We start from the raw sequence: 21387 nt of genomic DNA on the forward strand, positions 1-21387 counted from the left end.
CGGCGAGAGAGGCGGTATCATGGTCGAACTCTTCGCACGTCTGACGCCGATGCGCTGGATCGTGGGGCTTGCGGCGCTTCTGGCGATCGCGGTCTCGGTCTGGCAGCTCGAGTCCGAGCGGCGCGGCATCGTGATCGCCCCGGTGCCCGGCACCGGCGCGACGCCCGCCGCGGTCTACCGGCTGAGGGACGCGCCGCCCGCCCCGGTGGTGATCGTCTCGCACGGCTTTGCCGGATCGCGCCAGCTGATGCAGGCCTGGTCGCTGACGCTGGCGCGCGCGGGCTATGCGGCGGTCGCGTTCGATTACGAAGGGCACGGGCGCAACCCGGTGCCGATGTCGGGCGATCTCGACAGTCCCGAGGGCACCGCGCTTCTGCTGATGGCCGAGACGCGGCGGGTGACCGATGCGGCGCTGGGCCGGCCCTGGGCCGACGGGCGGGTCGCGATCCTCGGCCATTCCATGGGCAGCTATATCGCGATCCGCGAGGCGCGCGACGACCCCCGGATCGCGGCCACCATCGGGATCGCTGCGGCGAACGACTCGATCACCGCGACCGAGCCATCGAACCTGCTGATGATCAACGGGGAATGGGAAAGCCGGCTGGCCACGGACCCGCTCGAGGCGCTGCAGCTGGCCGATCCGTCGGCGCAGCTGGGCGATACCGTGGGCGATCCGGCGACGGGCACCGGGCGGCGGGCGCTGCTGGCCCCCGATGTCGAGCATATCGGCGTGATCTGGTCGCCGACCGCGCTGCGCGAGACGCGGGCCTGGCTCGATGCGACCTTCGGGCGGACAAGCGGCGGGCCGGTCGTCGAGATCGGCGGCTGGATCGCGCTGCTGCTGGTTGGCATCGTGGCTCTGGCCTGGCCTCTGGCGCGGATGCGCGGCCAGACCGAGGCGCCCCGGCCCGCGCCGCTGCCGCGCCGCCGTTTCCTGATCGTGGCGCTGCTTCCGGCGGTGGCGGTGCCGCTGATCCTGGCGCCGTTCGAAACCCGCTTTCTGCCGGTGCTGGTGGCCGATTACCTGGCCGTCCATTTCGCGCTTTACGGCGCGATGGTGCTGGCACTTCTGGCCTGGTGGGGCGAGGTGCGCTGGGCAGGCTGGCGCGAAATCGGCCGGATCCTGGCGCTGGCCGCGCTGGTGGCGCTTTACACCATCGGGGTCTTCGGCTTCGCCATGGATCGCTACGTGACCTCGTTCTGGCCGATCCCGATCCGCGGCCTCATCATCGCTGCAATGGTGGTGGGGGCGGTGCCTTACATGCTGTCGGACGCGCTGATGGTCGAGGGCGGCCGGGCGCCGGTCTGGCGCGGCCTTGTGTCGCGCGGCGCTTTCCTGGTCTCGCTCGGGATCGCCACCGCGCTCGATTTCCACCGTCTGTTCTTCCTGCTGCTGATCCTGCCGATCATCCTGATCTTCTATCTGCTGTTCGGCACCATGGGCGGCTGGATCGGCCGCGCCACGAACCGGCCTGCGGGCGTCGGTCTTGGGCTTGGCCTCTTCCTTGCCTGGGCGCTGGGCGTGACCTTCCCGATGTTCCAGGCCGTCTGATCCGGCCGTATCGCGGGACGGAGAGCGTGCTGGGGGTATTTTTTCCAAGAAGAAGAGACGGCTTGGGCTTCTTCTTGGCCCAAATACCCATGACGCAACAGGTGCCTCCGGGCTCTTCTTCGGGGCGGTTCAACCCCGCATCAGCCTGATCGCGGCCAGCCCGGCATCGGAAAGATCGAGAAGCCGCGCGAAATAATGTTCGCGTGCGGCGAAGCCGCGCCGCCCGGTGCCGGTAAAGGCGTCCTCCAGCGCGTCGATCAGCCGGTTCAACCGGCGCTGATGCATGCCGAGCGCCACCTGAACCGGGTCGGCGATCACGCCCGCGAAGGCCGCGACCAGCGCGCCAAGGCCGATCAGCGGCACGGTGATCGCGACGGTCATCCAGGCGGGCGCGGCGGCGGGAAAGACCCCGTACCAGGCGGTGCCGAGAAGCCCGCCCAGCGGGAAGGCGGCGATGGCGGCCTGATGCGCGACGATGGCGGCGATCCCGGGCGCGAAGGACACCATGCCGGGCGTCAGCGACTGGAAGGCCAGCGCGCCCGCCCCCATCGTGCCCAGCGCCGTGGTCATCTCGGCCACCGCCGAGCGGGTGCCGCCATAATCCCCGAGGGCCCGGGCGCCCAGAGCGGGGGCCTCGGCCCGCGCCGCGACCAGGGCTGCGAGGTCGGGCCGGGCGAGGATCGCGCGGGCCAGCGCATCCTTGCCGCTGGCGCCGCCGGGGCCGTCCCAGGGCAGTTCCAGCAGATCGACCACCACCGCGCGCTCGGCCGCCGTGGCGACGGCGGTGGGCAGCAGGATCTGCCGCGCGCCAAGCCAGGCCGCAACGCGGCGCGCGCCCAGTCGCCCGGCCCCCCAGGCGCCCAGCCGGGTCAGGATCAGCACCGGCGACAGCAGCACGTTGACCGGCGCCCTGAGCACATCCCAGCCCAGCGCGTGGCGGTGCAGCCGCAGCGCCCCGACGACCCCGAAGCGCCGCCGGGCAAAGGCCGGTACACGCGCGCGGCGCGCGGCGAAATAACTGCGCGCGGCGGCGATCAGGGCGGCATCGGTGTCGTGGCTCAGCGGCTCGGTCATGGCCGACCAGATGGGGGGGCGATGGCCTTCCGGCAAGCGGGTCAGCGGACTTCGAGGATGGAAATTCCGGTTTCGCCATAGCGGCGGCTGTCCAGAAGCTCGACCCCCTCGGGCGGGGTCACCGCCGCGCCCTCTTCCCAGACGATCAGGGCGCCCGGCGCGATCCAGCCGCCCGCAAGGCATGCGGCCAGCCCCTTTTCGCCAAGACCCTTGCCATAGGGCGGGTCCAGAAAGACCAGCGTCGCGGGCGCTTCGGGGGCGGGGCCGGGCCGGGTCGCGTTCCGGCGCAGGATCGTGCAGTCCGCCTCGGCCCGGCACAGCGCCACATTCTCGCGGACCAGCGCCAGCGCCGTCGTGCCGTCATCGACGAAGGTGACATGGGCGGCGCCGCGCGAGAGCGCCTCGAGCCCCAGCGCGCCGGTGCCTGCGAAGAGGTCGAGCACCTGGGCACCGCCGACCGGATCGCCATAGCCGCCGTTCAGCAGAAGATTGAAAAGGCTTTCGCGCACCCGGTCGGTCGTCGGGCGCAGATGCGCCGCCGGATCGCCCTTGCCGACCGAAGCCAGCGCCCGGCCGCGGAACCGTCCTGCCACGATCCTCATGCCGCCATCAGCGCCTTGAGATCGCCGGTGGCGACGCTTTCGGGATCGGGCGAGCGGCCCGCCTCGATCAGACGCTTGGCCGTCATGTAGGCGCGCGGGTCGTTCATCGCGTCGACCGCCAGCAGCTCGGCGCCGCGATAATACCAGTGGCTCAGGCTGCCCGCGCGGTCGCCGGGGCGGACCACCACGCGGTCGTAGCCGAGGTTCAGCCCCGCGATCTGCAGCTTGACGTCATACTGGTCGGACCAGAACCATGGCTTCGGATCGTAGGGCGTGTCCGCGCCCAGCATGTTGGCCGCGACCGCCTCGGCCTGGTCGATGGCGTTCTGCACGCTTTCAAGCCGGATCCGGCCGCCGCGATAGGGCAGGCTGGTGCAGTCGCCCGCGGCCCAGATCGCGGGGTCCGAGGTCCGGCCCATCGCATCGACGGCGATGCCTGCCTCGACCGTCAGCCCGGCCGCCTCGGCCAGCGCGGTCGCCGGGGCGACGCCGATCCCGAGGATGACGAAATCGGCCTCGATGATGCTGCCATCGGCCAGCTCGGCACCGGTGACGCGGGTCTCGCCCAGCAGGCGGGTCAGGCCGGTCGCCTCGCGGATCTCGACGCCATGAGCGGCATGGAGCGCGCGGAACCAGTCCGAGGTCTCGGGGGCGGCCACGCGCTGCAGGATGCGCGGCGCGGCCTCGGTCAGGGTGACTTTCAGCCCCAGACGGGACGCAACCGCCGCCGCCTCGAGCCCGATATAGCCGCCGCCGACGATCAGCGCGCGGGCGCCGGAGCGGAAGGCAGGCGCCATCGCGTCGACATCGGCCAGCGTGCGGACCACATGGATGCCCGCAAGCGCGCCACCCTTGTCGGCGGGCAGGCGCCGGGGGGCGGCGCCGGTGGCGAGCGCCAGCATGTCATAGCCGATCTCTCCGCCTTCAAGCACCACCCGGCCGCGGGCGCGGTCGATGGCGATCACCGTTTCGCCCAGGCGGAGATCTATCCCGGCCTCGGCATAGAATGCCGGGGGGCGCAGATAGAGCCGGTCCAGCGGCATCTCGCCCAGCAGGTATTTCTTCGACAGCGGCGGGCGCTGATAGGGCGGCGCCGGTTCGTCTCCGATCAGGGTCAGCGGCCCGTCATGGCCAAGCGCCCTCAGTTTCGCGGCCAGCGCCGCTCCCGCCTGTCCGGCGCCGATGATAACGATGTGAGACATGGACTTCCGCTCTGGCACGATCCGGGTCGCACACTATCTGAGCCGCGAAACGCAATGCAATGGATCAGGAGGAAGAAGTCATGGCGATTTCCGAAGGCGACCGTCTGCCCGAGGCGAGCTTTACCGAAATGGGGGCAGACGGGCCGGGCGCCGTCTCGCTGTCCGGCAAGCTGAAGGGCCGCAAGGTGGTGCTGTTCGCGGTGCCGGGGGCCTTCACGCCGACCTGCCATTCGGCGCATATGCCAAGCTTCATCAAGGCGAAGGACAAGCTGGCCGCGAAGGGCGTCGACGAGATTGCCTGCATCGCCGTCAACGACCCCTTCGTGATGAAGGCCTGGGGCGAGGCGACCGGCGCGCATGCGGCGGGCATCACCATGCTGGCCGATGCCGATGCCAGCTTTACCAAAGCCATCGGCATGGATTTCGACGCGCCGCCCGCCGGGCTGATTTCGCGGTCCAAGCGCTATGCCATGCTGGTAGAGGACGGCGTGGTGAAGAAACTCAATGTCGAGGCGAGCCCGGGCGAATGCTCGATCTCGGCCGGCGAAACCCTGCTGGAACAGATCTGAGACCCGCGCCCGTCCCTTTGGGGGCGGGCGTCCGCGCTCAGGCGAGCGCGTCCATCTTTCGCGCCAGATCGACATCCTTCATGGTCAGCCCGCCCGCGTCATGGGTCGACAGCGTGACCTCGACGGTCTTGTAGACATTGGACCATTCGGGATGGTGGTTCATCTTCTCGGCCCAAAGCGCGGCCCGGGTCATGAACCCGAAGGCCGAGACGAAATCGCCGAATTCATAGGTCTTGGCGATGGCGTCGCGGCCCTCGACCTCGCTCCAGCCATGGGCGAGAAGCGGCGACAGTTCCAGCTTGCGTTCGTCCCCGGTCAGTTTTCCGGTCATTCCTGTTCCTCCTCCTGGTCTTTCGCGGTCTTGCGGAACGGCCCGTAGGCGGTGATCACCTCGATCTCTTCGGCGACGGCCTCGCGCTCGGCCCGCAGGAAATGGTCGACCGCGGCCCGCAGCCCCGGATCGGCGATCCAGTGCAGCGAATGGGTGGGCGTCGGCAGATACCCGCGCGACAGCTTGTGCATGCCCTGCGCGCCCGCCTCGACGGTGTCGAGGCCATGGGCGATGGCAAAGTCGATGGCGCGATAATAGCACAGTTCGAAATGCAGGCAGGGGTGGTCCTCGACGGCTCCCCAGTAGCGCCCGTAAAGCCGCGACCGGCCGATGAAGTTCAGCGCGCCCGCGACGGGTCGGCCGTCGCTCTCGGCCAGAACCAGCAGCATGTCCTCGCGCATGGTCTCGTGCAACCGGTCGAAGCAGGCGCGCGTCAGGTAGGGCGTGCCCCATTTGCGCGCGCCGGTATCCTGGTAGAACCGCCAGAAGGCGTCCCAGTGCTCGGGCCGGATTGCATCGCCGGTCAGCGCCCGGATGGTGCCGCCGAAGGCTGCCGCGGTGGCGCGTTCCTTGCGGATGTTCTTGCGCTTGCGCGAGGACAGCGTGGCGAGGAAGGCGTCGAAATCGGCATAGGCGCGGTTTTCCCAGTGGAACTGCTGGGTGACGCGATGCAACAGCCCCATTTCGCGGCCCGCCTCGGCCTCGGCCTCGGTGCAGAAGGTGATGTGGACCGACGAAAGCGCGTTCTGTGCGGCAAGGCGCACCGCCCCCTCGACGAGGGCCGCCCGCCCGCGCGTCTCCTGGCCCGGGCGGGTCAGGAATCGGCGGCCGGTGGCGGGCGTGAAGGGCACCGCGATCTGCAGCTTGGGGTAATACTGCCCGCCCGCCCGTTCATAGCCATCGGCCCAGCCATGATCGAAGATGTATTCGCCCTGGCTGTGGGATTTGGCGTAAAGCGGCGCGACGGCGAAGACGCCGCTTCCGTCGCGGGCCACCAGATGATGCGGCTGCCAGCCGCTGCCGGGCCCGACCGAGCCGCTGTGTTCCAGCGCCGCGAGAAAGCGGTAGGTGGTGAACGGATCTTCGGGGCGGCCGCCATCGGCCGCTTCGGGGCAGGCGCAGGCCTGCCACTGGTCCTCTTCGATCTGGTCGATCGAGGTCAGAACCTCGATCTCGACCTGGTCTGCCTCGAGTTCACGCGCGCGCATCTGTCCTGCCCCGGCTTTCCCATTGAGGTGGGGCCGCCGGGGGCCGGGTCAAGCGGGCCGCGCCGCGGCATAGCCCTCGAAGGTGACGTTCGCGGCGACCGTGCGGGCAATGGCCTCGTCGGCGGGGCTGCGGATCGTCCAGCACAGGATCGCAGCGCCCCGGGCCTTGAGCTCGGCCACCCGCGGCCGGGCCAGATCGCGCCAAAGATGCGAGATGAAGGACGCGCCGACCCGGTCGTAATCGGGAATGTCGCGCAGCGTGTCCCGCACCGGGGCATGCAGCGTCGGCCAGTCCTTCGCCTCATAGGCGCAGGTCGTCAGCCCGCGCGGCCGGTCGGGCGCGGCCTCGGCCAGCGCCGCCACGCTATGCGGGTTGAAGGACATCAGCGCGACCGGGCCGTCATAGCCCCCGAGAGCCGCGGCCACCGCCCGTTCCAGCGGGCCGACGGCGGCGCCCATGGCCCCGTCCTGATCCTTGATCTCGATCAGCAGCGGTACCCGGCCCGCGACCTCGTCAAGCACCCGGTCGAGCGTCGGGATGCCCTCCGTGCCGCCACTCAGCGGGATCGCGCCCAGTTCGGCCGCGCTCCGGCCCGCGACCGGGCCGGTCTCGCCCGTCAGCCGGGCGAGGTCGTAATCGTGAAACACCATCGGCACGCCGTCGGCCGAGGGCTGGATGTCGATCTCGATGCCGTAGCCCCCGGCGATGGCGGCGCGCACCGCCTCGACCGAGTTCTCGGGCCGCCCGGCGGCGCGGTCATGGAACGCGCGGTGGGCGATGGGGGCCATGAGAAAGGCCGGGGGCAGGGGGGTCATGCGATCTCGAAGATGCCTTCGATCTCGACCGCGACGCCGAAGGGCAGCGAGGCCGCGCTGACCGCCGAGCGCGAATGCCGCCCGGCATCGCCCAGCGCCTCGACCAGAAAGTCCGAGGCGCCGTTCACGACCTTCGGCTGGTCGCCGAACTCGGGGGTCGAGTTGACGAAGCCGGTCAGCTTGACCACCCGGACCAGCCGGTCGAGATCGCCGCCGCAGGCTGCCTTGAGCTGGGCCAGAAGCGAGATCGCGCAGGCTTTCGCGGCCTCGGCGCCGGCGGCCACGTCCATGTCCGCGCCCAGCTTGCCCTGGATCATCGCGCCATCCCGGGCCGAGATCTGGCCCGAGACGAAGACCAGCGCGCCCGAGGTCACATAGGGCACGTAATTCGCCGCGGGCGCGGGGGCATCGGGCAGGGTGACGCCAAGCTCGGCCAGTCTGGCCTCGTATTTGCCGCTCATGTGGTCTCTCCGAAAGGGGTGGATCGTCGGTTCGGGCCGAAGCTACCCCCGCGCCGTGCCGGGCGGAACCCGTAAAATTCCTGCAACGCGCGCGCGTTTCCCTGCGCCTCTGCTCTTGTGATCTGCGCCCGGGCGTGGTTCCTTGGCGGGGTCTCGATATCAGACTGGATCCAGCTCGTGTCGTCTTTGCGGAAAGCCACCCTGTGGTCGGGCCGTCTTGCGGTTCTTTCCACTGTCCTTTTTCTGTCCGCCTGCGCGCATCCCGAGGCGCCCGGCACGATCCGCGACCCCTACGAATCGCGGAACCGGCAGATTCACGAGGCCAACAAGTCGCTCGACCGCGGTGTGTTCCGTCCGGTCTCGACTGCCTATGGCAAGGCGGTGCCGCGTCCGGTCAGGTCCGGTGTCAGCAACTTCGCCTCGAACCTGTCGCTGCCCGGGGCGATGATCAACAGCCTGCTGCAGTTCCGCCCCGGCGACGCGGTGCAGAACGGCACGCGGTTCCTGATCAACACCACGGTCGGGCTGGGCGGGATCCTCGATCCGGCCACGCGGATGGGCGCGACCAAGGTCGACACCGATTTCGGCGAAACGCTCTATGTCTGGGGCATGCGCGAGGGCGCCTATGTCGAGTTCCCGGTGCTCGGCCCGATGACCGAACGTGCCATGATCGGACGTGCTGTCGATTTCGCGATGAACCCGCTGAGGCCGCTGGCCAATTCCGAAGAGCGCAATGTGATGGCGGGCACCGGGGTGCTTCGGGGGGCGGATGCACGTTATGAAAATTCGGATCTCGTAGATTCGGTCCTATATGAAAGCGCAGACAGCTATGCGCAGTCGCGCCAGATCTATCTGGACAGCCGGCGCCACAAGCTGAGCCGCAACCAAGAGACCGATTACTTCGACCCCTACGAGGATCCCTATGAAGACCCCAATGCCCAGTAAGCCCGTCCTCGCCCCGACCCGCCGCAGCCTGTTGCTGACCGGTCTGATGGCGGGTGCCGCCCTGGCCGTGTCCGGCCTGACGCCCGGACGCGCCCTTGCCCTGACCACCGACGAGGCCTCGCGCCTGATCGACAGCGTGGTCGGCGACATCAACAGCGCGATCAATTCGGGCGGCTCCGAAGCCCAGATGTTCTCGAAATTCGAGCGGATCTTCGCGCGCTATGCCGATGTGTCGGTGATTGCACGGTCCGTTCTGGGCGTTGCCGCGCGGCAGGCCAGTTCGGCGCAGCTGAGCGCCTTCACCGATGCCTTCCAGGGCTATATCGCCCGCAAGTATGGCCGCCGTTTCCGCGAGTTTGTCGGCGGTGATATCAAGGTGAACCAGGCCCGCCAGGTGAAGAACTTCTACGAGGTCAAGTCGACCGCGCTGCTGCGCGGCCAGTCCCCGGTCGAGGTGGTGTTCCTGGTCTCGGACCGCTCGGGCAGCAACAAGTTCTTCAACATCTTCATCGAAGGTGTGAACATGCTGGCCAGTGAACGCACAGAGATCGGCGCCATGCTGGACAAGCGCCGCGGCGATATCGGCGCGCTGACCCGCGACCTTCGAACCCTGGGCTGATCCCGGCATCTCGGTCGGGGGCCAGGGTCCCCGCAAATCGTTGACGCTGAGCGGGTTCCGCTCACCTTTACGGGCCACTGCGGGCTTTCCTTCCCCAAGATCTTCGGTCGGGGCGCCCTGATGCCCCGCCGACAGTCGCAGCGTCTAGCGGCTTCGAATCCCAGCCGATGGCCGCCGGTGCAGTTCGGGCTATCGCTCGCGGGCAGGCTGGCCTGCACCGGACCCCGTCCGACGACAATCCGGACCTTGTCCCGCAGGGCCGCGACCGCCTCTGCATCCGCGCCTTCGATACGCAAGAGATCCGTCGGGCCGCGATGCGGGGCCGTCGCCGTCGGCGCCATCCTGTTGAAGAGATGGAAGGCGACGGCTCGGCTCTGCCGCGCCGGTCTTTTGCACTGCGTCAAGCGCCTCGGGCGGTTACGCGAAGTCATCGTCCCGGACTGCGGTCTGATGACGCGAGCCCGCGAAGCTCTCGTCCCTGCCGGCCGCGGTCGTGGCCCGACGCGCGGCGGCCGCTTGGGCATCCACCCAGAGCCGCGCGGCCCGGTTCAGGTCCGCCGGTCAAGTGCTTCGGTCAATTTCGGGCCCCGAACGCCCCCAGCACGCTGCGCAGGATGTTCTCGGCCAGATTGCCGCCGTCGTCGCGGTTGTCCTGCACGGGCTGTTGCTGGCCCCATCCGCCGGTCCCTGGCCCGGCCGACTGGCCCGGATAGCCGGGCTCGCCCGCGACGGGCGGCGGCGCCTCTTCGGGCAGCAGCATCGGCAGCGGCCGGGGTGGCACGCCCTCGTGGACGCGGACCATGGCTTCATGCCAGATCTCGGCGGGCAGGCCGCCGCCGGTCACGCCCTTCAACGGCGTGTTGTCGTCATAGCCCATCCAGACCCCGGCCACGTAATCGGCCGAAAAGCCGATGAACCAGGCATCGCGCGCCGCCGAGGTGGTGCCGGTCTTGCCCGCGACCTGCCGGTCGGAAAGCTTGGCCCGGTGGCCGGTGCCCGCCTCGACCGCGCGCCACATCATGTAGACGAGGCTTTGGGCGGCGCGTTCGGAGATCACCCGTTCGCCCATGCCGCCCTCCTGACCCATCAGCGGCGTGTCATCGCCCTTCAGCCGCAGCTCGGTCAGGCCATAGGGGGTCACGCTGGATCCGCCGTTGAGGATGCCTGCATAGGCGCCGGTCATGTTGATCAGGGTCGATTCAGAGGCCCCCAGCGCCAAAGCCGGGCCCGCGGCCAGATCGGCCTGAAGCCCGAAGTCATGGGCGATGCGGCGCACGTTCTCGCGGCCCACCGCCTCGGACACCTTGACCGCCGGAATGTTCAGCGAATGCTGCAGCGCCTCGGTCAGGGTCACGCGGCCGCGGAACTTGTGGTCGTAATTGTCGGGCGAATAGGGGCCCGAGCCCGGCACGTTGATGGTATAGGGCTCGTCCACCACGGTCGCGTTCGGGGTGTAGCCCAGATCGAGCGCCGCGGCATAGACGAAAGGCTTGAACGACGACCCGGTCTGGCGGAGCGCCATGGTCGCGCGGTTGAACCCGCCGACCGCGGTCTGGCGCCCGCCGACCATGGCCCGGACCGCGCCGTCGGCCGACATCACGATGATCGCGGCCTCGGCCTTCGAGCCGTCCTTGACCTTGGTCTCGAACACCTCCTTCAGCGCGTCCTCGGCCGCCTTCTGGATGCGCGCATCGAAGGTGGTGCGGATGATCACGTCCTCGGTGGTGTCGCGGGTCAGGAAATCGGGGCCCGCGCCCATCACCCAGTCGGCGAAATACCCGCCCGCGCGCGACTCGGCGGCTTCGGACAGCTTCGCCGGGTTGGCCTTGGCGATGGCGGCCTGTTTCGGCGTGATGTAATCTTGGTCCTGCATCAGCCCGATGATCAGGTTGGCCCGGTCGCGCGAGCGTTGCAGGTTGTTGGTGGGCGCATAGGTCGTGGGGGCCTTCAGAAGCCCCGCCAGCATCGCCGCCTCCGAGACGTTGACCTGGTTCGCGGACTTGCCGAAATAGCGCTGGGCGGCGGCCTCGAAGCCGCGCGTGCCCGCGCCCAGATAGGCGCGGTTGAGGTAGATCGTCAGGATCTCGTCCTTGGAATATTTCACCTCCATCGCCATCGCGTAGAGGGCTTCCTTGATCTTCCGGCCAAGCGTGGTGCGGCGGCAGTCGGCCTCGTAGGCGGCCTCGGTCTTCCAGGTCTTCGAATCGTAGGGCACGCCGAGGCACAGCAGCTTGGCGGTCTGCTGGGTGATGGTGGACCCGCCATTGCCGGACAGCGGGCCGCGCCCCTCGGCCAGGTTGATGCGAATCGCGCCGGCGATGCCGCGCGGACTGATCCCAAAATGGCGGTAGAAGCGGCGATCTTCGGTCGCGACCACGGCGTTCTTCAGGGCGGGCGCAACGGTTGTGGCGGTGATCTGGCCGCCGAACTGTTCGCCGCGCCAGGCGAAGACCTTGCCGTCGCGGTCGAGCAGGGTGACCGAACCGCGGTTGCGTCCGTCCAGAAGCGCCGTCATCTCGGGCAGTTGCTGCTGGAAATAGAAGACCCCGCAGCCGATCGCGACCACGCCCAGCAGTGCCAGCCGCACCGCCGTGCCCAGAAGCGACCGGAACAGCCCGCGGAACAGGCCCGAGATCGCGCGAACAAGCGGGTTTCCGCGCCGTGCGCGCCCGCCCCGCCGTCCGCCGCCGCTGCCCCCGCCGCTGCGGGTCCGGGGCTTGCGGCCGCTCGGCTGCGCCTTGCGCGCGGTTTTCTTCGGATAGCGCCGATCCGCCACCAGGGGCGGCGGCCTGCGTCCCGTGCTGCCCATTTCCGTCGACTGCCTCGTCTGCCTTTTGCCCGAACCATATCGCGCGCGCGCCGGATTGTGGAGGTCGAAGGCGTCGCGCGGCGGGTTTTCAGAATGCCCGAAATTCCAGCGGAGATGCATATCTGTGCAAAAATTGTGCATTATCGCCCGCCTCACGCCCGGTTCCTGACCTCGATCCGCTTGTGTCGGGTGGGCTTCGCGGCCCTTCCTTGCCGCTGTGAAAACCCGCAGGGGTCACCTGCTCAACGGAAGGGGCACAACGTGAAACTCATCATTGCTGCAATCAAGCCGTTCAAGCTGGAGGAAGTGAGGGAAGCCCTCACTGCAATCGGCGTGCGCGGCATGATGGTGACCGAGATCAAGGGCTTCGGCTCGCAGTCCGGTCACACCGAGATCTACCGCGGTGCGGAATATGCCGTGAACTTCGTTCCGAAAGTGAAACTCGAAATCGTCGTGACCTCGGCCATGGCCGATCAGGTCGTCGAGACGATCGCCAAGACCGCCAAGACCGACAAGATCGGCGACGGCAAGATTTTCGTGCTGGACGTGAACCAGGCGGTGCGTGTCCGGACCGGCGAAACCAACGAAGACGCGGTGTGACGCGGACGTATCAGGGATAGAGAGACAACGAAAATGGCGAATATCAAACATATTCTCGGCCTGGCGGCGTTGACCGCGACGGCCGCGGCGCTTCCGGCGCTGGCACAGGATGCCGCCACGGCCGTCGAGGCCGCCGCCGAAGCCGCGCCGATCATGGACAAGGGCGACACCGCCTGGATGATGACCGCGACGATCCTGGTTCTGTTCATGACCATGCCGGGCCTGGCGCTGTTCTACGGCGGCCTGGTGCGTCAGAAGAACATGCTGTCGGTCCTGATGCAGTGCACGCTGATCACCGCGATGATGATGGTGATCTGGGTGTTCTGGGGCTATTCCTTCGCCTTCGGCGGCAGCAGCTCGCCGTTCTGGGGCGGTTTCGGCAAACTGTTCCTGTCGGGCGTCACCGTCGATTCGACCGCCGCGACCTTCACCGATGGCGTGGTGATCCCGGAATATGTGTTCATCGCGTTCCAGATGACCTTTGCCGTCATCACGCCCGCGCTGATCGTCGGCGCCTTCGCCGAGCGGATGAAATTTTCGGCCGTGCTGCTCTTCATCGCGATCTGGACGACCTTCTGCTACTTCCCGGTGGCCCACATGGTCTGGGACGGCGCGGGCCTGCTGTTCAACCTTGGTGCGCTGGACTTCGCCGGCGGGACCGTGGTCCACATCAACGCCGGGATCGCGGCGCTGGTCGGTGCCATCATGGTCGGCCCCCGCATCGGGCTTGGCAAAGAGAACATGGCGCCCCATTCGATGACGCTGACCATGGTCGGGGCCTCGATGCTGTGGGTCGGCTGGTTCGGCTTCAACGCCGGGTCCAACCTCGAAGCCAACGGCTTCACCGGCCTGCCCTTCATCAACACCTTCGTCGCCACCGCCGCCGCGATCCTGTCCTGGTCGGCCGTCGAGGCGCTGACCCGCGGCAAGGCCTCGATGCTGGGCGCCGCTTCGGGCATGGTTGCGGGCCTCGTGGCCATCACCCCGGCCTGCGGCCAGCTGGGTCCGATCGGTGCGATCCTGCTGGGCCTGATCGTGTCGCCGATCTGCTACTTCTTCGTGGCGACCGTGAAAGCCAAGTTCGGCTATGACGACGCGCTGGACGTGTTCGGCGTGCACGGCATCGGCGGCATCGTCGGCGCGCTGGGCACCGGCCTCTTCGGCGGCTCGATGTTCGGCGGACAGGGCGGCGAGGACTACTCGACCATCGGTCAGACGATCATTCAGGCCGAGGCCGTGCTGGTCACCATCGTGTGGTGCGGTGTGGTTTCGGTGATCGCCTACAAGATCGTCGACATGATCGTCGGCCTGCGGGTCGATACCGACAGCGAACGTCAGGGCCTCGACCTCACCAGCCATGGCGAGTCGGCCTACCACAGCTGAACCGGGGCCCCGGTCCTCAAAAACGCGAACGGCGGGGAAGTTTCCCCGCCGTTTCCTTTTATGCCCGTGCCGCGCTGGACGGGGCGGGCTAGAGGCCCGCGGCCAGCATCGCCTCGGCCACTTTCGGGATATTGGTTTCCGACAGACCGGCAAGGTTGATCCGCCCGTCGCCGACCACATAGACGCCATGGGTCTCGCGCATCGCGGCGACCTGGTCCGGCGTCGCGCCGATCAGCGAGAACAGCCCCTTCTGCCCGGCGAGGAAGGCAAAGCGGTCCGAGCCGCTGGTTTCGCGCAGCCGGTCGGCCAGCGTCCGGCGCAGGGTTTCGATCCGGGTGCGCATGGTCTCCAGCTCGGCCGCCCAGTCGGCCCGAAGCTCGGCATCGCCCAGGATCGCGGTCACCACGCGGGCGCCGTGATCGGGCGGGAAGGCGAAGTTCTGGCGGTTGAGGTTCGACAGGTTGCCGCGCACCAGCTCGCGCGCGGGCGCGTCCGGGGTCAGCGCCAGCACCGCCCCCACGCGTTCGCGGTACAGCCCGAAATTCTTCGAACAGCTGACCGAGACCAGCATCTCGGGCAGCGCCCCGGCCAGAAGCCGCAGCCCGGCGGCATCGGCCTCAAGACCGTTGCCGAAGCCCAGATAGGCCAGATCGACCAGCGGCAGCGCGCCGGTGCGGCTCAGGACCTCGGCAATGGCGGCCCAGTCCGCCAGCGCCAGCTCGGCGCCGGTGGGGTTGTGACAGCAGCCATGCAGGATCACCACATCGCCCGGGCCGCTGGTCTCGAGATCGGCCAGAAGGCCCGAAACGTCGAGCGCATGCGCCTCGGCGTCGTAGTAGCGGTAGGCGACTTCCCCGAGCCCGAGGAAATTCACGATGGCGGCGTGGTTCGGCCAGGACGGCGCCGGAATGAAGACCCGCGCGGTGCGGTCGGCCAGCCGCACCAGCTCCAGCGCCTGCCGCACTGCGCCGGTGCCGCCGGGCGTCGCCACCGCGGCGACGCGGCCCGCAGGCACGGCCTCGCCCAGCACCAGCGTCCGGATCGCGTCGAGAAAGGCCGGATCGCCCTCGATGCCCACATAGCCCTTGCTGTCCTGGGTCCGCCACAGGGTCTCTTCCGCCGCCTTGACCGCCCGCATCACCGGGGTCCGGCCCTCGGCGTCGCGGTAGACGCCGACGCCGAGGTCGATCTTGTCCGCGCGCGGATCGGCGCGGAACTGCTGCATCAGCCCGATGATCTTGTCGGGGGATTGCGGGGAAAGTCGGTTCAGCATCGTGCAGGTCCCGTTTCGACCGGAAGGTCTCCGTACATGCCCCATTCCGACCACGAGCCGTCATAGAGCGAATGGTTGCGATGCCCGATCACCTCGAGCGCGAGGCTGAGGATGGCGGCGGTCACGCCCGAGCCGCAGGAGGTGATGACCGGCTTGCGCAGGTCGACCCCGGCGGCCTCGAACACGGCTTTCAGCGCCTCGGGGCTTTTCATCGTCGCATCGGCATTCAGCAGGCTGGCGAAGGGCACATTCTTCGAGCCGGGAATATGGCCCGAGCGCAGCCCCGGCCGCGGTTCCGGGTCCTTGCCCTCGAAGCGCGCGGTCCCGCGGGCATCGACGATCTCGTAATCGCCAAGCTTCGAGGCGGCCGCGACCTGGGTCACGTCCTTGACCAGCCCGGCCTGGCGCTGCACCGTCATGTGGCGGTCGCGCACCATCGGCGGCAGGTCCTCGACCGGGCGCTCTTCGGCCCGCCATTTCGGAAAGCCGCCATCCAGCACCGCGATATCGGTCTTGCCCATCAGCCGGAAGGTCCACCAGACCCGGGCGGCCGAGAACAGGCCCGCGCTGTCATAGACCACCACCTGATGGCCGTCGCCCACGCCCATGGCACGCAGGCGGCTGATGAACTTCTCGGGCGGCGGCGCCATGTGCGGCAGGTCCGAGCGCTGATCGGCGATCTCGTCGATATCGAAGAAGCGCGCGCCGGGAATATGGGCCGCCTGATACTCGGCACGGGGATCGCGCGGGGTGTCGGTGGCAAAGACCGGCCGACAGGACGCATCGAGGATCCTCAGATCGGGATCGTTCAGATGCGCCGCAAGCCAGTCCGTCGAGACCAGCGTTTTCGGATCGTCGTAGCTCATGACCTCCCCCTCCGGCTGCGCAGACACCGTTTCCCTTAGAACGGCGCCCCTGCCGAGGCAAGGCGGGTGTCAGCCGTGATCCTTCAAAAGCCGGGCCTTCTGGCGCTGCCAGTCGCGCTTGGCTTCGGTTTCCCGCTTGTCCTGGGTCTTCTTGCCCTTGGCGATGCCGATCTTCAGCTTCACCAGCCCCTTGTGGTTGAAGTACAGCACCAGCGGCACCAGCGTGTAGCCCTTGCGCTGGGTGTCGGACCAGAGCCGCGCCATTTCCTTGCGGCTGACCAGAAGCTTGCGCTTGCGGCGTTCCTCATGGCCCCAGGTGCGGGCCTGTTCGAAGGGCGGGACATAGCCGTTGATCAGCCACAGCTCGCCCTCTTCGACCGAGGCATAGCTTTCGGCGATATTGGCGCCGTTTTCGCGCAGCGACTTGACCTCGGAGCCCTGCAGCATGATCCCGCATTCGAGGTCGTCCTCGATCGCGTAATCGTAGCGGGCCCGCCGGTTCTCGGCGATCACCTTGTAGTTCGGGTCTGACTTCGCATTGGCCATGGTGGAGGCGATATAGGCCATCGCGCGCCGCCATGAAAGGGCGCCCGCCCTCGGCCGCGGCTTCTGTTGCATTTCGCGAAACGCAGCGTTTCGGAATTGCGCGGTGCAATTGTGGCAACATCGGGGCAGCGTCACAGTTTCCGCAGCCGAAACGGACTCGGGGCCTCAACGCCCGAAACGGCGCCCCGGCCCGCGGCTGCGGGCTCTGGCGGAAACGGTTGCCCAAAGTGACCTTGGGTCAGGTTTGTCGGTCCGTCGAAGACATATCAAATTTGATCATAATTCTTCCCGACTGCGGTCCGAATCGAGGCGCCATATCGCGGACATGGATCGACGTGTGGTTACCGATCCTGTGTGAAGGGCCGCGTATCTGGCCTGTAGCAAGTGCAATGTTACTTGGGGCGCACCACGTGAATGGTGACTTCGGTTGGTGTGACCGGTGCGCCCCAGGGGTTTCCTCCAGCCTCCCCGATTGCACGCCGGATTGATCCGGTGCCGGTCCGGGCTAGCTCGTGACCGGGGCCGGTCCGGGCGACCGGACAGCCCCGCAGGCATGCACAGGAAGGGAGGACCCCATGTACGCTCGCCCCGCCACTCTGTCCCCAGCCAAGCCGTTCGCGGTCTCTTGTCTGGTTCCGTCCCTGGCATTTGCCGCGCTGACGGCGCTGGCGGTTCCGGCTTTGGCCGATGACCACCGGACGCCCTCGCCCGACGGTGCGCGGGTGTTCATCGTCAGTGCTGAAGATGGCGCCACGGTGTCCTCGCCGCTGTCGGTCGTCTTCGGCATCGAGGGCATGGAGGTGGTGCCGGCCGGCACCGACGCGCCCGCCAGCGGCCATCACCACCTGATCGTCGACGCGCCGCAAGAGGGCTTCGATTTCTCGCAGGCGGTTCCGGCAGACGACCATCACATCCATTTCGGCGGCGGTCAGACCGAAACCACGATCGAGCTCGCCCCCGGTCCGCATACGCTCTGGCTGCTTTTGGGCGACGCGAACCACGTGCCCCACGATCCGCCGGTCATGTCAGAGCCGATCGAGGTGATGGTCGAGTAGGCCCTAATCAGCCGTTCCCGGCGGCAGGTCGACCGACGCAAGCCAGGGCTTGATGTCGATCAGTGGGGTGCCGTCGAAGCAGTCGAGCGCGTCGACGGTTACCCGCCCGGCGTCCAGATCGAGCGCGGTGATGGTCACCGTCGACTGGCTGATGGTATTGGGCCGGTTGGGCGAGCGCAGCGCGAAGGTCCCGCGCGGGCCGTCCACATGGCGCGGCGCCTGCACCAGCAGGTCGCGGCGCGCCCGGTCCATCCAGTACAGCACAATCACCGGCTGACCGACCGCAAGCCCCCTCAGCGCCGGGGCGAAGGCGGGGTCCAGTTCCAGATGGGCGGGCGCGCTCCGTTCGCGCGCCCGGCCGATATTCTTGGGGCAGTCTTCGGGGCCCCAGGGCGTCCGCGCCCGGCCGATGACGCGCAGCGCCGGACCGTCGGCGGGGCCGAGATCCCCGGCCGCCACCTCGCCGGGACGCAGCCCGTCCGGCCCGCTCAGTTCAGAAGCCCGGCATGCCGCATGGCGGCGTCGATCCGGTCCTTGGTGCCCTGGGTCAGCCCGACCAGCGGCGAGCGGACCTCTTCGCTGCATTTGCCCAGCCGCGACAGCGCGTATTTCGCCCCGGCCACGCCCGGTTCGAGGAAGATCGCGATATGCAGCGGCATCAGCCGGTCCTGCAGCTCCAGCGCCTTGCCATAGTCGCCGGCCAGCGTCGCCTCCTGGAACTCGGCGCAAAGCCGGGGCGCCACGTTCGCGGTGACCGAGATGCAGCCCCGCCCGCCATGGGCGTTGAACCCCAGCGCGGTGCCGTCCTCGCCCGACAGCTGCAGGAAGTCGGGGCCGCAGGTGATCCGCTGCTTCGGCACCCGCGACAGATCGCCGGTCGCGTCCTTGACGCCGATGATGCGCGGCAGCTTCGCCAGTTCGCCCATGGTCTCGGGGGTCATGTCGACCACCGACCGGCCGGGGATGTTATAGATGATGATCGGCAACTCGCAGCAGTCGTGCAGCGTCGTGAAATGCGCGATCATGCCCGCCTGGGTCGGCTTGTTGTAATAGGGCGTGACCACCAGCGCGGCATCGGCGCCGACCTTTTCGGCATATTGCATGAAGCGCACCGCCTCGGCGGTGTTGTTCGAGCCCGCGCCCGCCACCACCGGCACGCGGCCGTCGACGGTCTTGACCACCGCCTCGATCACCGCCTCATGTTCGGCATGGCTGAGCGTGGGGCTTTCGCCGGTGGTGCCCACCGGGACGAAGCCATGGCTGCCTTCGGCAAGGTGCCAGTCGACCAGACGCTTGAGCGTGTCGAAATCCACGGCGCCGTCCTTGAACGGCGTCACCAGGGCTGGAAGGGACCCTTTTATCATGACACGCTCCTTTTCATCTGTGTTCGATGGCCTGTTCTGATAGCCTTGGCGCGAGTCGTGCGCCCGCGCAGCGCGCCGGACCCTATAGCGCCGGCCGCCCGTTGCCAAGTTTGTGAATTGCCCGCATAGACCGCTGCGTGAGACCTTGCCAATCGCCCCCAGCCGACACTGCCCCGACATGCGCGCCCTGATCCTGCTTTTCCTGATTTCACTGGCCGCTCCGGTCCTCGCGGCCGAGCCCTCTGCCCTTTCCAGAGCCATGGTTGCCGTGCGCGCCGACCGCTGGGCCGAGGCCCGTCAACTGGCCCGTCCGGCCGGTCAGGTCGCGCTCGACATCGTCGAGTGGCGGCGGCTGCGGGCGGGCGAGGCCAGCCTTGAGGACTATCGCGCCTTTCTGGCGCGCAATCCCGACTGGCCCGGGCTCGACAAGGTGCGGACCTTGGGCGAGGGCGCCATCGCGGCCGGGGACGATCCGGCGGCGGTTGTGGCCTTCTTCGGCGCCCGCGCCCCGGTGACCGGCGAGGGCGCGCTGCGGCTGGTCGAGGCCGAGGCGGCGCTGGGTCGGACCGGCGAGGCCCGGGCGGCGGCGGTGGCAGCCTGGCAGACCCTGCCGCTGTCCGAGGCGGCGCAATCGGCGTTTCTGGCGCGCTTCGGCCGCACGCTGGCCGCGCATCACGTGGCCCGGCTCGACACGCTGTTGTGGGAGGGGCACGACATCTCGGCCGGGCGGATGCTGAACCTCGTGCCCGAGGGCTGGCAAAAGCTTGCCGCGGCGCGGATCGCGCTGCGCAATCAGGACCCGGGCGTCGATGCCCGGATCGCGGCGGTGCCGACCTCGCTGCGCAACGATCCGGGCCTTGCCTATGAACGCTTCATGTGGCGCACCCGCAAGGGCCGGGGCGAGGACGCCATCGCGCTTCTGGACGAGCGCAGCGCGTCGGCCCAAAGCCTCGGGCGCCCCGCGCTCTGGGCCGGGTGGCGGCGGTACTATGCCCATCAGGTGCTGCGCGAGGGCAACCCGAAGCTTGCCTATCGGCTTGCCTCGCGTCACCATCTGAGCGCGGGCGCAAGCTATGCCGAGCTGGAATGGCTGTCGGGTTTCATCGCGCTGCGCTTCCTCGACAGGCCCGAAACCGCGCTGACCCATTTCCGCGCTTTCGAGGCGGCGGTCCGGACCCCGATCAGCCTTGGCAGGGCGGGCTACTGGGAGGGCCGGGCGCTGGAGGCGATGCGCCATCCCCAGGAGGCCCGCGCCGCCTATGCGATGGGCGCCCAGTTCCAGACCGGCTTTTACGGGCTTCTCTCGGCCGAACGCGGCGGCATCGCCATGGACCCGTCGCTGGCCGGGCATGACTATTACCCCGACTGGCGCGCCCAGCCCTTCGCGCGCAGCTCGGTGATTGCGGCCGCGTTCCTTTTGCACGAGGCGGGCGAACAGAATCTGGTCGAGATGTTCCTGACCCATCTGGCCGAAAGCGCCGATCCGGCCGGGCAGCGCGCGCTGGCCGGGCTGGCGCTGGAGCTGAACGACCACCATGTCGCGCTGCGCATCGCCAAGGCCGCGGCCGAGACCGGCAATGTCATGGTCGAGGCCTATTTCCCGGTGACCGAGATCGCCCGCACCCGGCACCCGGTGCCGACCGAGCTGGTGCTGTCGATCGTGCGCCGCGAAAGCGAGTTCGACCCCTCCGTCGCCAGCGGCGCGGGGGCGCTGGGGCTGATGCAACTGATGCCGACCACCGCCAAGGCGATGGCCGACGAACTGTCGGTGCGCTATTCCAGTTCCGCCCTGACCGCCGATCCGTCCTATAACGCCCGTCTCGGCGCGGCCTATCTGGCGCATCTGGTCGAGGAATTCGGGCCCAACCCGGTTCTGGTCGCCGCGGCCTACAATGCCGGGCCCAGCCGGGCGCATCGCTGGGTGTCCGAACAGGGCGATCCGCGCGCGGCCGGTGTCGACGTGATCGACTGGATCGAGCTGATCCCCTTCACCGAGACCCGGAATTACGTGATGCGGGTGACCGAGGCCCTGCCGATCTACCGCGCGCGGCTGGCGGGCCAGACCGGCGCCGTCACCCTGTCGAAGGAGCTGAAGGCGAACTGAGCGCCCGC

General features: G+C 68.6%; 21 protein-coding genes. 8 read left to right on the top strand and 13 right to left on the bottom strand.

The features are described from left to right. Positions 1–19 precede the first annotated feature (19 nt). Entirely contained in the window at positions 20–1552 is a 1533-nt protein-coding gene (locus DSD19_RS14520) for a S9 family peptidase (RefSeq protein ID WP_113670102.1), read from the top strand. A 129-nt stretch (positions 1553–1681) separates the two neighbouring features. Here DSD19_RS14520 and DSD19_RS14525 read toward each other — a convergent pair whose 3' ends face one another. Genes DSD19_RS14525 through DSD19_RS14535 form a run of 3 tightly spaced genes read right to left on the bottom strand, consistent with a single transcriptional unit; the run spans position 1682 to position 4430 of the window. Further along, positions 1682–2626: a DUF6635 family protein gene (locus DSD19_RS14525; RefSeq protein ID WP_075784292.1), complete on the bottom strand. Its 945-nt coding sequence runs from the start codon at positions 2624–2626 to the stop codon at positions 1682–1684. Positions 2627–2667: 41 nt separating this feature from the next. Next, positions 2668–3228, bottom strand: coding sequence for a 16S rRNA (guanine(966)-N(2))-methyltransferase RsmD (rsmD, locus tag DSD19_RS14530; RefSeq protein ID WP_113670103.1), 561 nt, complete (start codon positions 3226–3228; stop codon positions 2668–2670). Then, entirely contained in the window at positions 3225–4430 is a 1206-nt protein-coding gene (locus DSD19_RS14535; protein ID WP_113670104.1) for an NAD(P)/FAD-dependent oxidoreductase, read from the bottom strand. The genes rsmD and DSD19_RS14535 overlap by 4 nt, the downstream gene beginning before the upstream one ends. Positions 4431–4510: 80 nt before the next feature. On the opposite strand from DSD19_RS14535, the gene DSD19_RS14540 reads away from it, so the two are divergent. Then, positions 4511–4999 (top strand): peroxiredoxin, encoded by a 489-nt coding sequence (locus DSD19_RS14540; protein ID WP_075784295.1) that lies wholly within the window; start codon positions 4511–4513, stop codon positions 4997–4999. A 37-nt stretch (positions 5000–5036) separates the two neighbouring features. Here the strand turns inward: DSD19_RS14540 and DSD19_RS14545 are convergent, their stop codons facing one another. The 4 genes from DSD19_RS14545 to DSD19_RS14560 are packed head-to-tail and all read right to left on the bottom strand — an operon-like array spanning position 5037 to position 7815. Further along, positions 5037–5330, bottom strand: a complete 294-nt coding sequence (locus DSD19_RS14545) for a 4a-hydroxytetrahydrobiopterin dehydratase (protein WP_113670105.1) — start codon at positions 5328–5330, stop codon at positions 5037–5039. Continuing rightward, the gene (locus DSD19_RS14550; RefSeq protein WP_113670106.1) at positions 5327–6538 is read right to left on the bottom strand and encodes a GNAT family N-acetyltransferase; all 1212 of its coding nucleotides are present in this window, start codon (positions 6536–6538) and stop codon (positions 5327–5329) included. The genes DSD19_RS14545 and DSD19_RS14550 overlap by 4 nt, the downstream gene beginning before the upstream one ends. A gap of 48 nt (positions 6539–6586) precedes the next feature. Further along, positions 6587–7354: a glycerophosphodiester phosphodiesterase family protein gene (locus tag DSD19_RS14555; protein ID WP_113670107.1), complete on the bottom strand. Its 768-nt coding sequence runs from the start codon at positions 7352–7354 to the stop codon at positions 6587–6589. After that, positions 7351–7815, bottom strand: coding sequence for a RidA family protein (locus tag DSD19_RS14560; protein WP_113670108.1), 465 nt, complete (start codon positions 7813–7815; stop codon positions 7351–7353). Before DSD19_RS14560 ends, DSD19_RS14555 begins: the two co-directional genes overlap by 4 nt. 177 nt (positions 7816–7992) lie before the next feature. Here DSD19_RS14560 and DSD19_RS14565 point away from each other — a divergent pair, with 177 nt between their 5' ends. Further along, a complete protein-coding gene (locus DSD19_RS14565; RefSeq protein ID WP_371412613.1) occupies positions 7993–8760 on the top strand; it encodes a VacJ family lipoprotein in 768 nt (255 codons plus the stop codon). Next, positions 8750–9379, top strand: coding sequence for a phospholipid-binding protein MlaC (locus DSD19_RS14570; protein WP_113670110.1), 630 nt, complete (start codon positions 8750–8752; stop codon positions 9377–9379). Before DSD19_RS14565 ends, DSD19_RS14570 begins: the two co-directional genes overlap by 11 nt. A gap of 574 nt (positions 9380–9953) precedes the next feature. Here DSD19_RS14570 and DSD19_RS14575 read toward each other — a convergent pair. Further along, entirely contained in the window at positions 9954–12188 is a 2235-nt protein-coding gene (locus tag DSD19_RS14575; protein WP_075787444.1) for a transglycosylase domain-containing protein, read from the bottom strand. A 261-nt stretch (positions 12189–12449) separates the two neighbouring features. Between DSD19_RS14575 and DSD19_RS14580 the strand changes: the two genes are divergently transcribed. Both DSD19_RS14580 and DSD19_RS14585 read left to right on the top strand, forming a co-directional pair. Then, the gene (locus DSD19_RS14580) at positions 12450–12788 is read left to right on the top strand and encodes a P-II family nitrogen regulator (protein ID WP_075784302.1); all 339 of its coding nucleotides are present in this window, start codon (positions 12450–12452) and stop codon (positions 12786–12788) included. A 33-nt stretch (positions 12789–12821) separates the two neighbouring features. Beyond that, complete coding sequence (locus DSD19_RS14585) at positions 12822–14171, top strand: ammonium transporter (RefSeq protein WP_113670111.1); 1350 nt, start codon at positions 12822–12824, stop codon at positions 14169–14171. An 88-nt stretch (positions 14172–14259) separates the two neighbouring features. Here the strand turns inward: DSD19_RS14585 and DSD19_RS14590 are convergent, their stop codons facing one another. The 3 genes from DSD19_RS14590 to smpB all read right to left on the bottom strand — a co-directional run bounded on the left by DSD19_RS14590 (position 14260) and on the right by smpB (position 16856). Beyond that, complete coding sequence (locus DSD19_RS14590) at positions 14260–15444, bottom strand: amino acid aminotransferase (RefSeq protein WP_113670112.1); 1185 nt, start codon at positions 15442–15444, stop codon at positions 14260–14262. After that, positions 15438–16310, bottom strand: a complete 873-nt coding sequence (gene sseA, locus DSD19_RS14595; protein WP_075784305.1) for a 3-mercaptopyruvate sulfurtransferase — start codon at positions 16308–16310, stop codon at positions 15438–15440. Before sseA ends, DSD19_RS14590 begins: the two co-directional genes overlap by 7 nt. A 69-nt stretch (positions 16311–16379) precedes the next feature. After that, positions 16380–16856 carry an SsrA-binding protein SmpB gene (gene smpB / locus DSD19_RS14600; RefSeq protein ID WP_075787445.1) on the bottom strand — a complete coding sequence of 159 codons (477 nt, stop codon included), beginning with the start codon at positions 16854–16856 and terminating at the stop codon, positions 16380–16382. Between the two features lie 575 nt (positions 16857–17431). Between smpB and DSD19_RS14605 the strand changes: the two genes are divergently transcribed. After that, positions 17432–17911 (top strand): DUF4399 domain-containing protein, encoded by a 480-nt coding sequence (locus tag DSD19_RS14605; RefSeq protein WP_113670113.1) that lies wholly within the window; start codon positions 17432–17434, stop codon positions 17909–17911. Between the two features lie 3 nt (positions 17912–17914). On the opposite strand, the gene DSD19_RS14610 is transcribed toward DSD19_RS14605, so the two are convergent. Together DSD19_RS14610 and dapA are read right to left on the bottom strand one after the other, a co-directional pair. Then, positions 17915–18370 (bottom strand): TrmO family methyltransferase, encoded by a 456-nt coding sequence (locus DSD19_RS14610; protein WP_243628009.1) that lies wholly within the window; start codon positions 18368–18370, stop codon positions 17915–17917. A 29-nt stretch (positions 18371–18399) separates the two neighbouring features. After that, the gene (gene dapA, locus DSD19_RS14615) at positions 18400–19275 is read right to left on the bottom strand and encodes a 4-hydroxy-tetrahydrodipicolinate synthase (RefSeq protein WP_075784306.1); all 876 of its coding nucleotides are present in this window, start codon (positions 19273–19275) and stop codon (positions 18400–18402) included. A 178-nt stretch (positions 19276–19453) separates the two neighbouring features. On the opposite strand from dapA, the gene DSD19_RS14620 reads away from it, so the two are divergent. Continuing rightward, a complete protein-coding gene (locus tag DSD19_RS14620; protein ID WP_113670114.1) occupies positions 19454–21379 on the top strand; it encodes a lytic transglycosylase domain-containing protein in 1926 nt (641 codons plus the stop codon). Positions 21380–21387 lie beyond the last annotated feature (8 nt).

The organism is Rhodovulum sp. BSW8, from assembly GCF_003314725.1.
Taxonomy (GTDB): Bacteria; Pseudomonadota; Alphaproteobacteria; order Rhodobacterales; family Rhodobacteraceae; genus Rhodovulum; species Rhodovulum visakhapatnamense.

Bases quoted from the DNA above. Each gene is read 5' to 3' on its own strand.
- DSD19_RS14520 (WP_113670102.1), top strand. From the start codon at position 20: ATGGTCGAACTCTTCGCACGTCTGACGCCGATGCGCTGGATCGTGGGG.
- DSD19_RS14525 (WP_075784292.1), bottom strand. From the start codon at position 2,626: ATGACCGAGCCGCTGAGCCACGACACCGATGCCGCCCTGATCGCCGCC.
- rsmD (WP_113670103.1), bottom strand. From the start codon at position 3,228: ATGAGGATCGTGGCAGGACGGTTCCGCGGCCGGGCGCTGGCTTCGGTC.
- DSD19_RS14535 (WP_113670104.1), bottom strand. From the start codon at position 4,430: ATGTCTCACATCGTTATCATCGGCGCCGGACAGGCGGGAGCGGCGCTG.
- DSD19_RS14540 (WP_075784295.1), top strand. From the start codon at position 4,511: ATGGCGATTTCCGAAGGCGACCGTCTGCCCGAGGCGAGCTTTACCGAA.
- DSD19_RS14545 (WP_113670105.1), bottom strand. From the start codon at position 5,330: ATGACCGGAAAACTGACCGGGGACGAACGCAAGCTGGAACTGTCGCCG.
- DSD19_RS14550 (WP_113670106.1), bottom strand. From the start codon at position 6,538: ATGCGCGCGCGTGAACTCGAGGCAGACCAGGTCGAGATCGAGGTTCTG.
- DSD19_RS14555 (WP_113670107.1), bottom strand. From the start codon at position 7,354: ATGACCCCCCTGCCCCCGGCCTTTCTCATGGCCCCCATCGCCCACCGC.
- DSD19_RS14560 (WP_113670108.1), bottom strand. From the start codon at position 7,815: ATGAGCGGCAAATACGAGGCCAGACTGGCCGAGCTTGGCGTCACCCTG.
- DSD19_RS14570 (WP_113670110.1), top strand. From the start codon at position 8,750: ATGCCCAGTAAGCCCGTCCTCGCCCCGACCCGCCGCAGCCTGTTGCTG.
- DSD19_RS14575 (WP_075787444.1), bottom strand. From the start codon at position 12,188: ATGGGCAGCACGGGACGCAGGCCGCCGCCCCTGGTGGCGGATCGGCGC.
- DSD19_RS14585 (WP_113670111.1), top strand. From the start codon at position 12,822: ATGGCGAATATCAAACATATTCTCGGCCTGGCGGCGTTGACCGCGACG.
- DSD19_RS14590 (WP_113670112.1), bottom strand. From the start codon at position 15,444: ATGCTGAACCGACTTTCCCCGCAATCCCCCGACAAGATCATCGGGCTG.
- sseA (WP_075784305.1), bottom strand. From the start codon at position 16,310: ATGAGCTACGACGATCCGAAAACGCTGGTCTCGACGGACTGGCTTGCG.
- smpB (WP_075787445.1), bottom strand. From the start codon at position 16,856: ATGGCCAATGCGAAGTCAGACCCGAACTACAAGGTGATCGCCGAGAAC.
- DSD19_RS14605 (WP_113670113.1), top strand. From the start codon at position 17,432: ATGTACGCTCGCCCCGCCACTCTGTCCCCAGCCAAGCCGTTCGCGGTC.
- dapA (WP_075784306.1), bottom strand. From the start codon at position 19,275: ATGATAAAAGGGTCCCTTCCAGCCCTGGTGACGCCGTTCAAGGACGGC.
- DSD19_RS14620 (WP_113670114.1), top strand. From the start codon at position 19,454: ATGCGCGCCCTGATCCTGCTTTTCCTGATTTCACTGGCCGCTCCGGTC.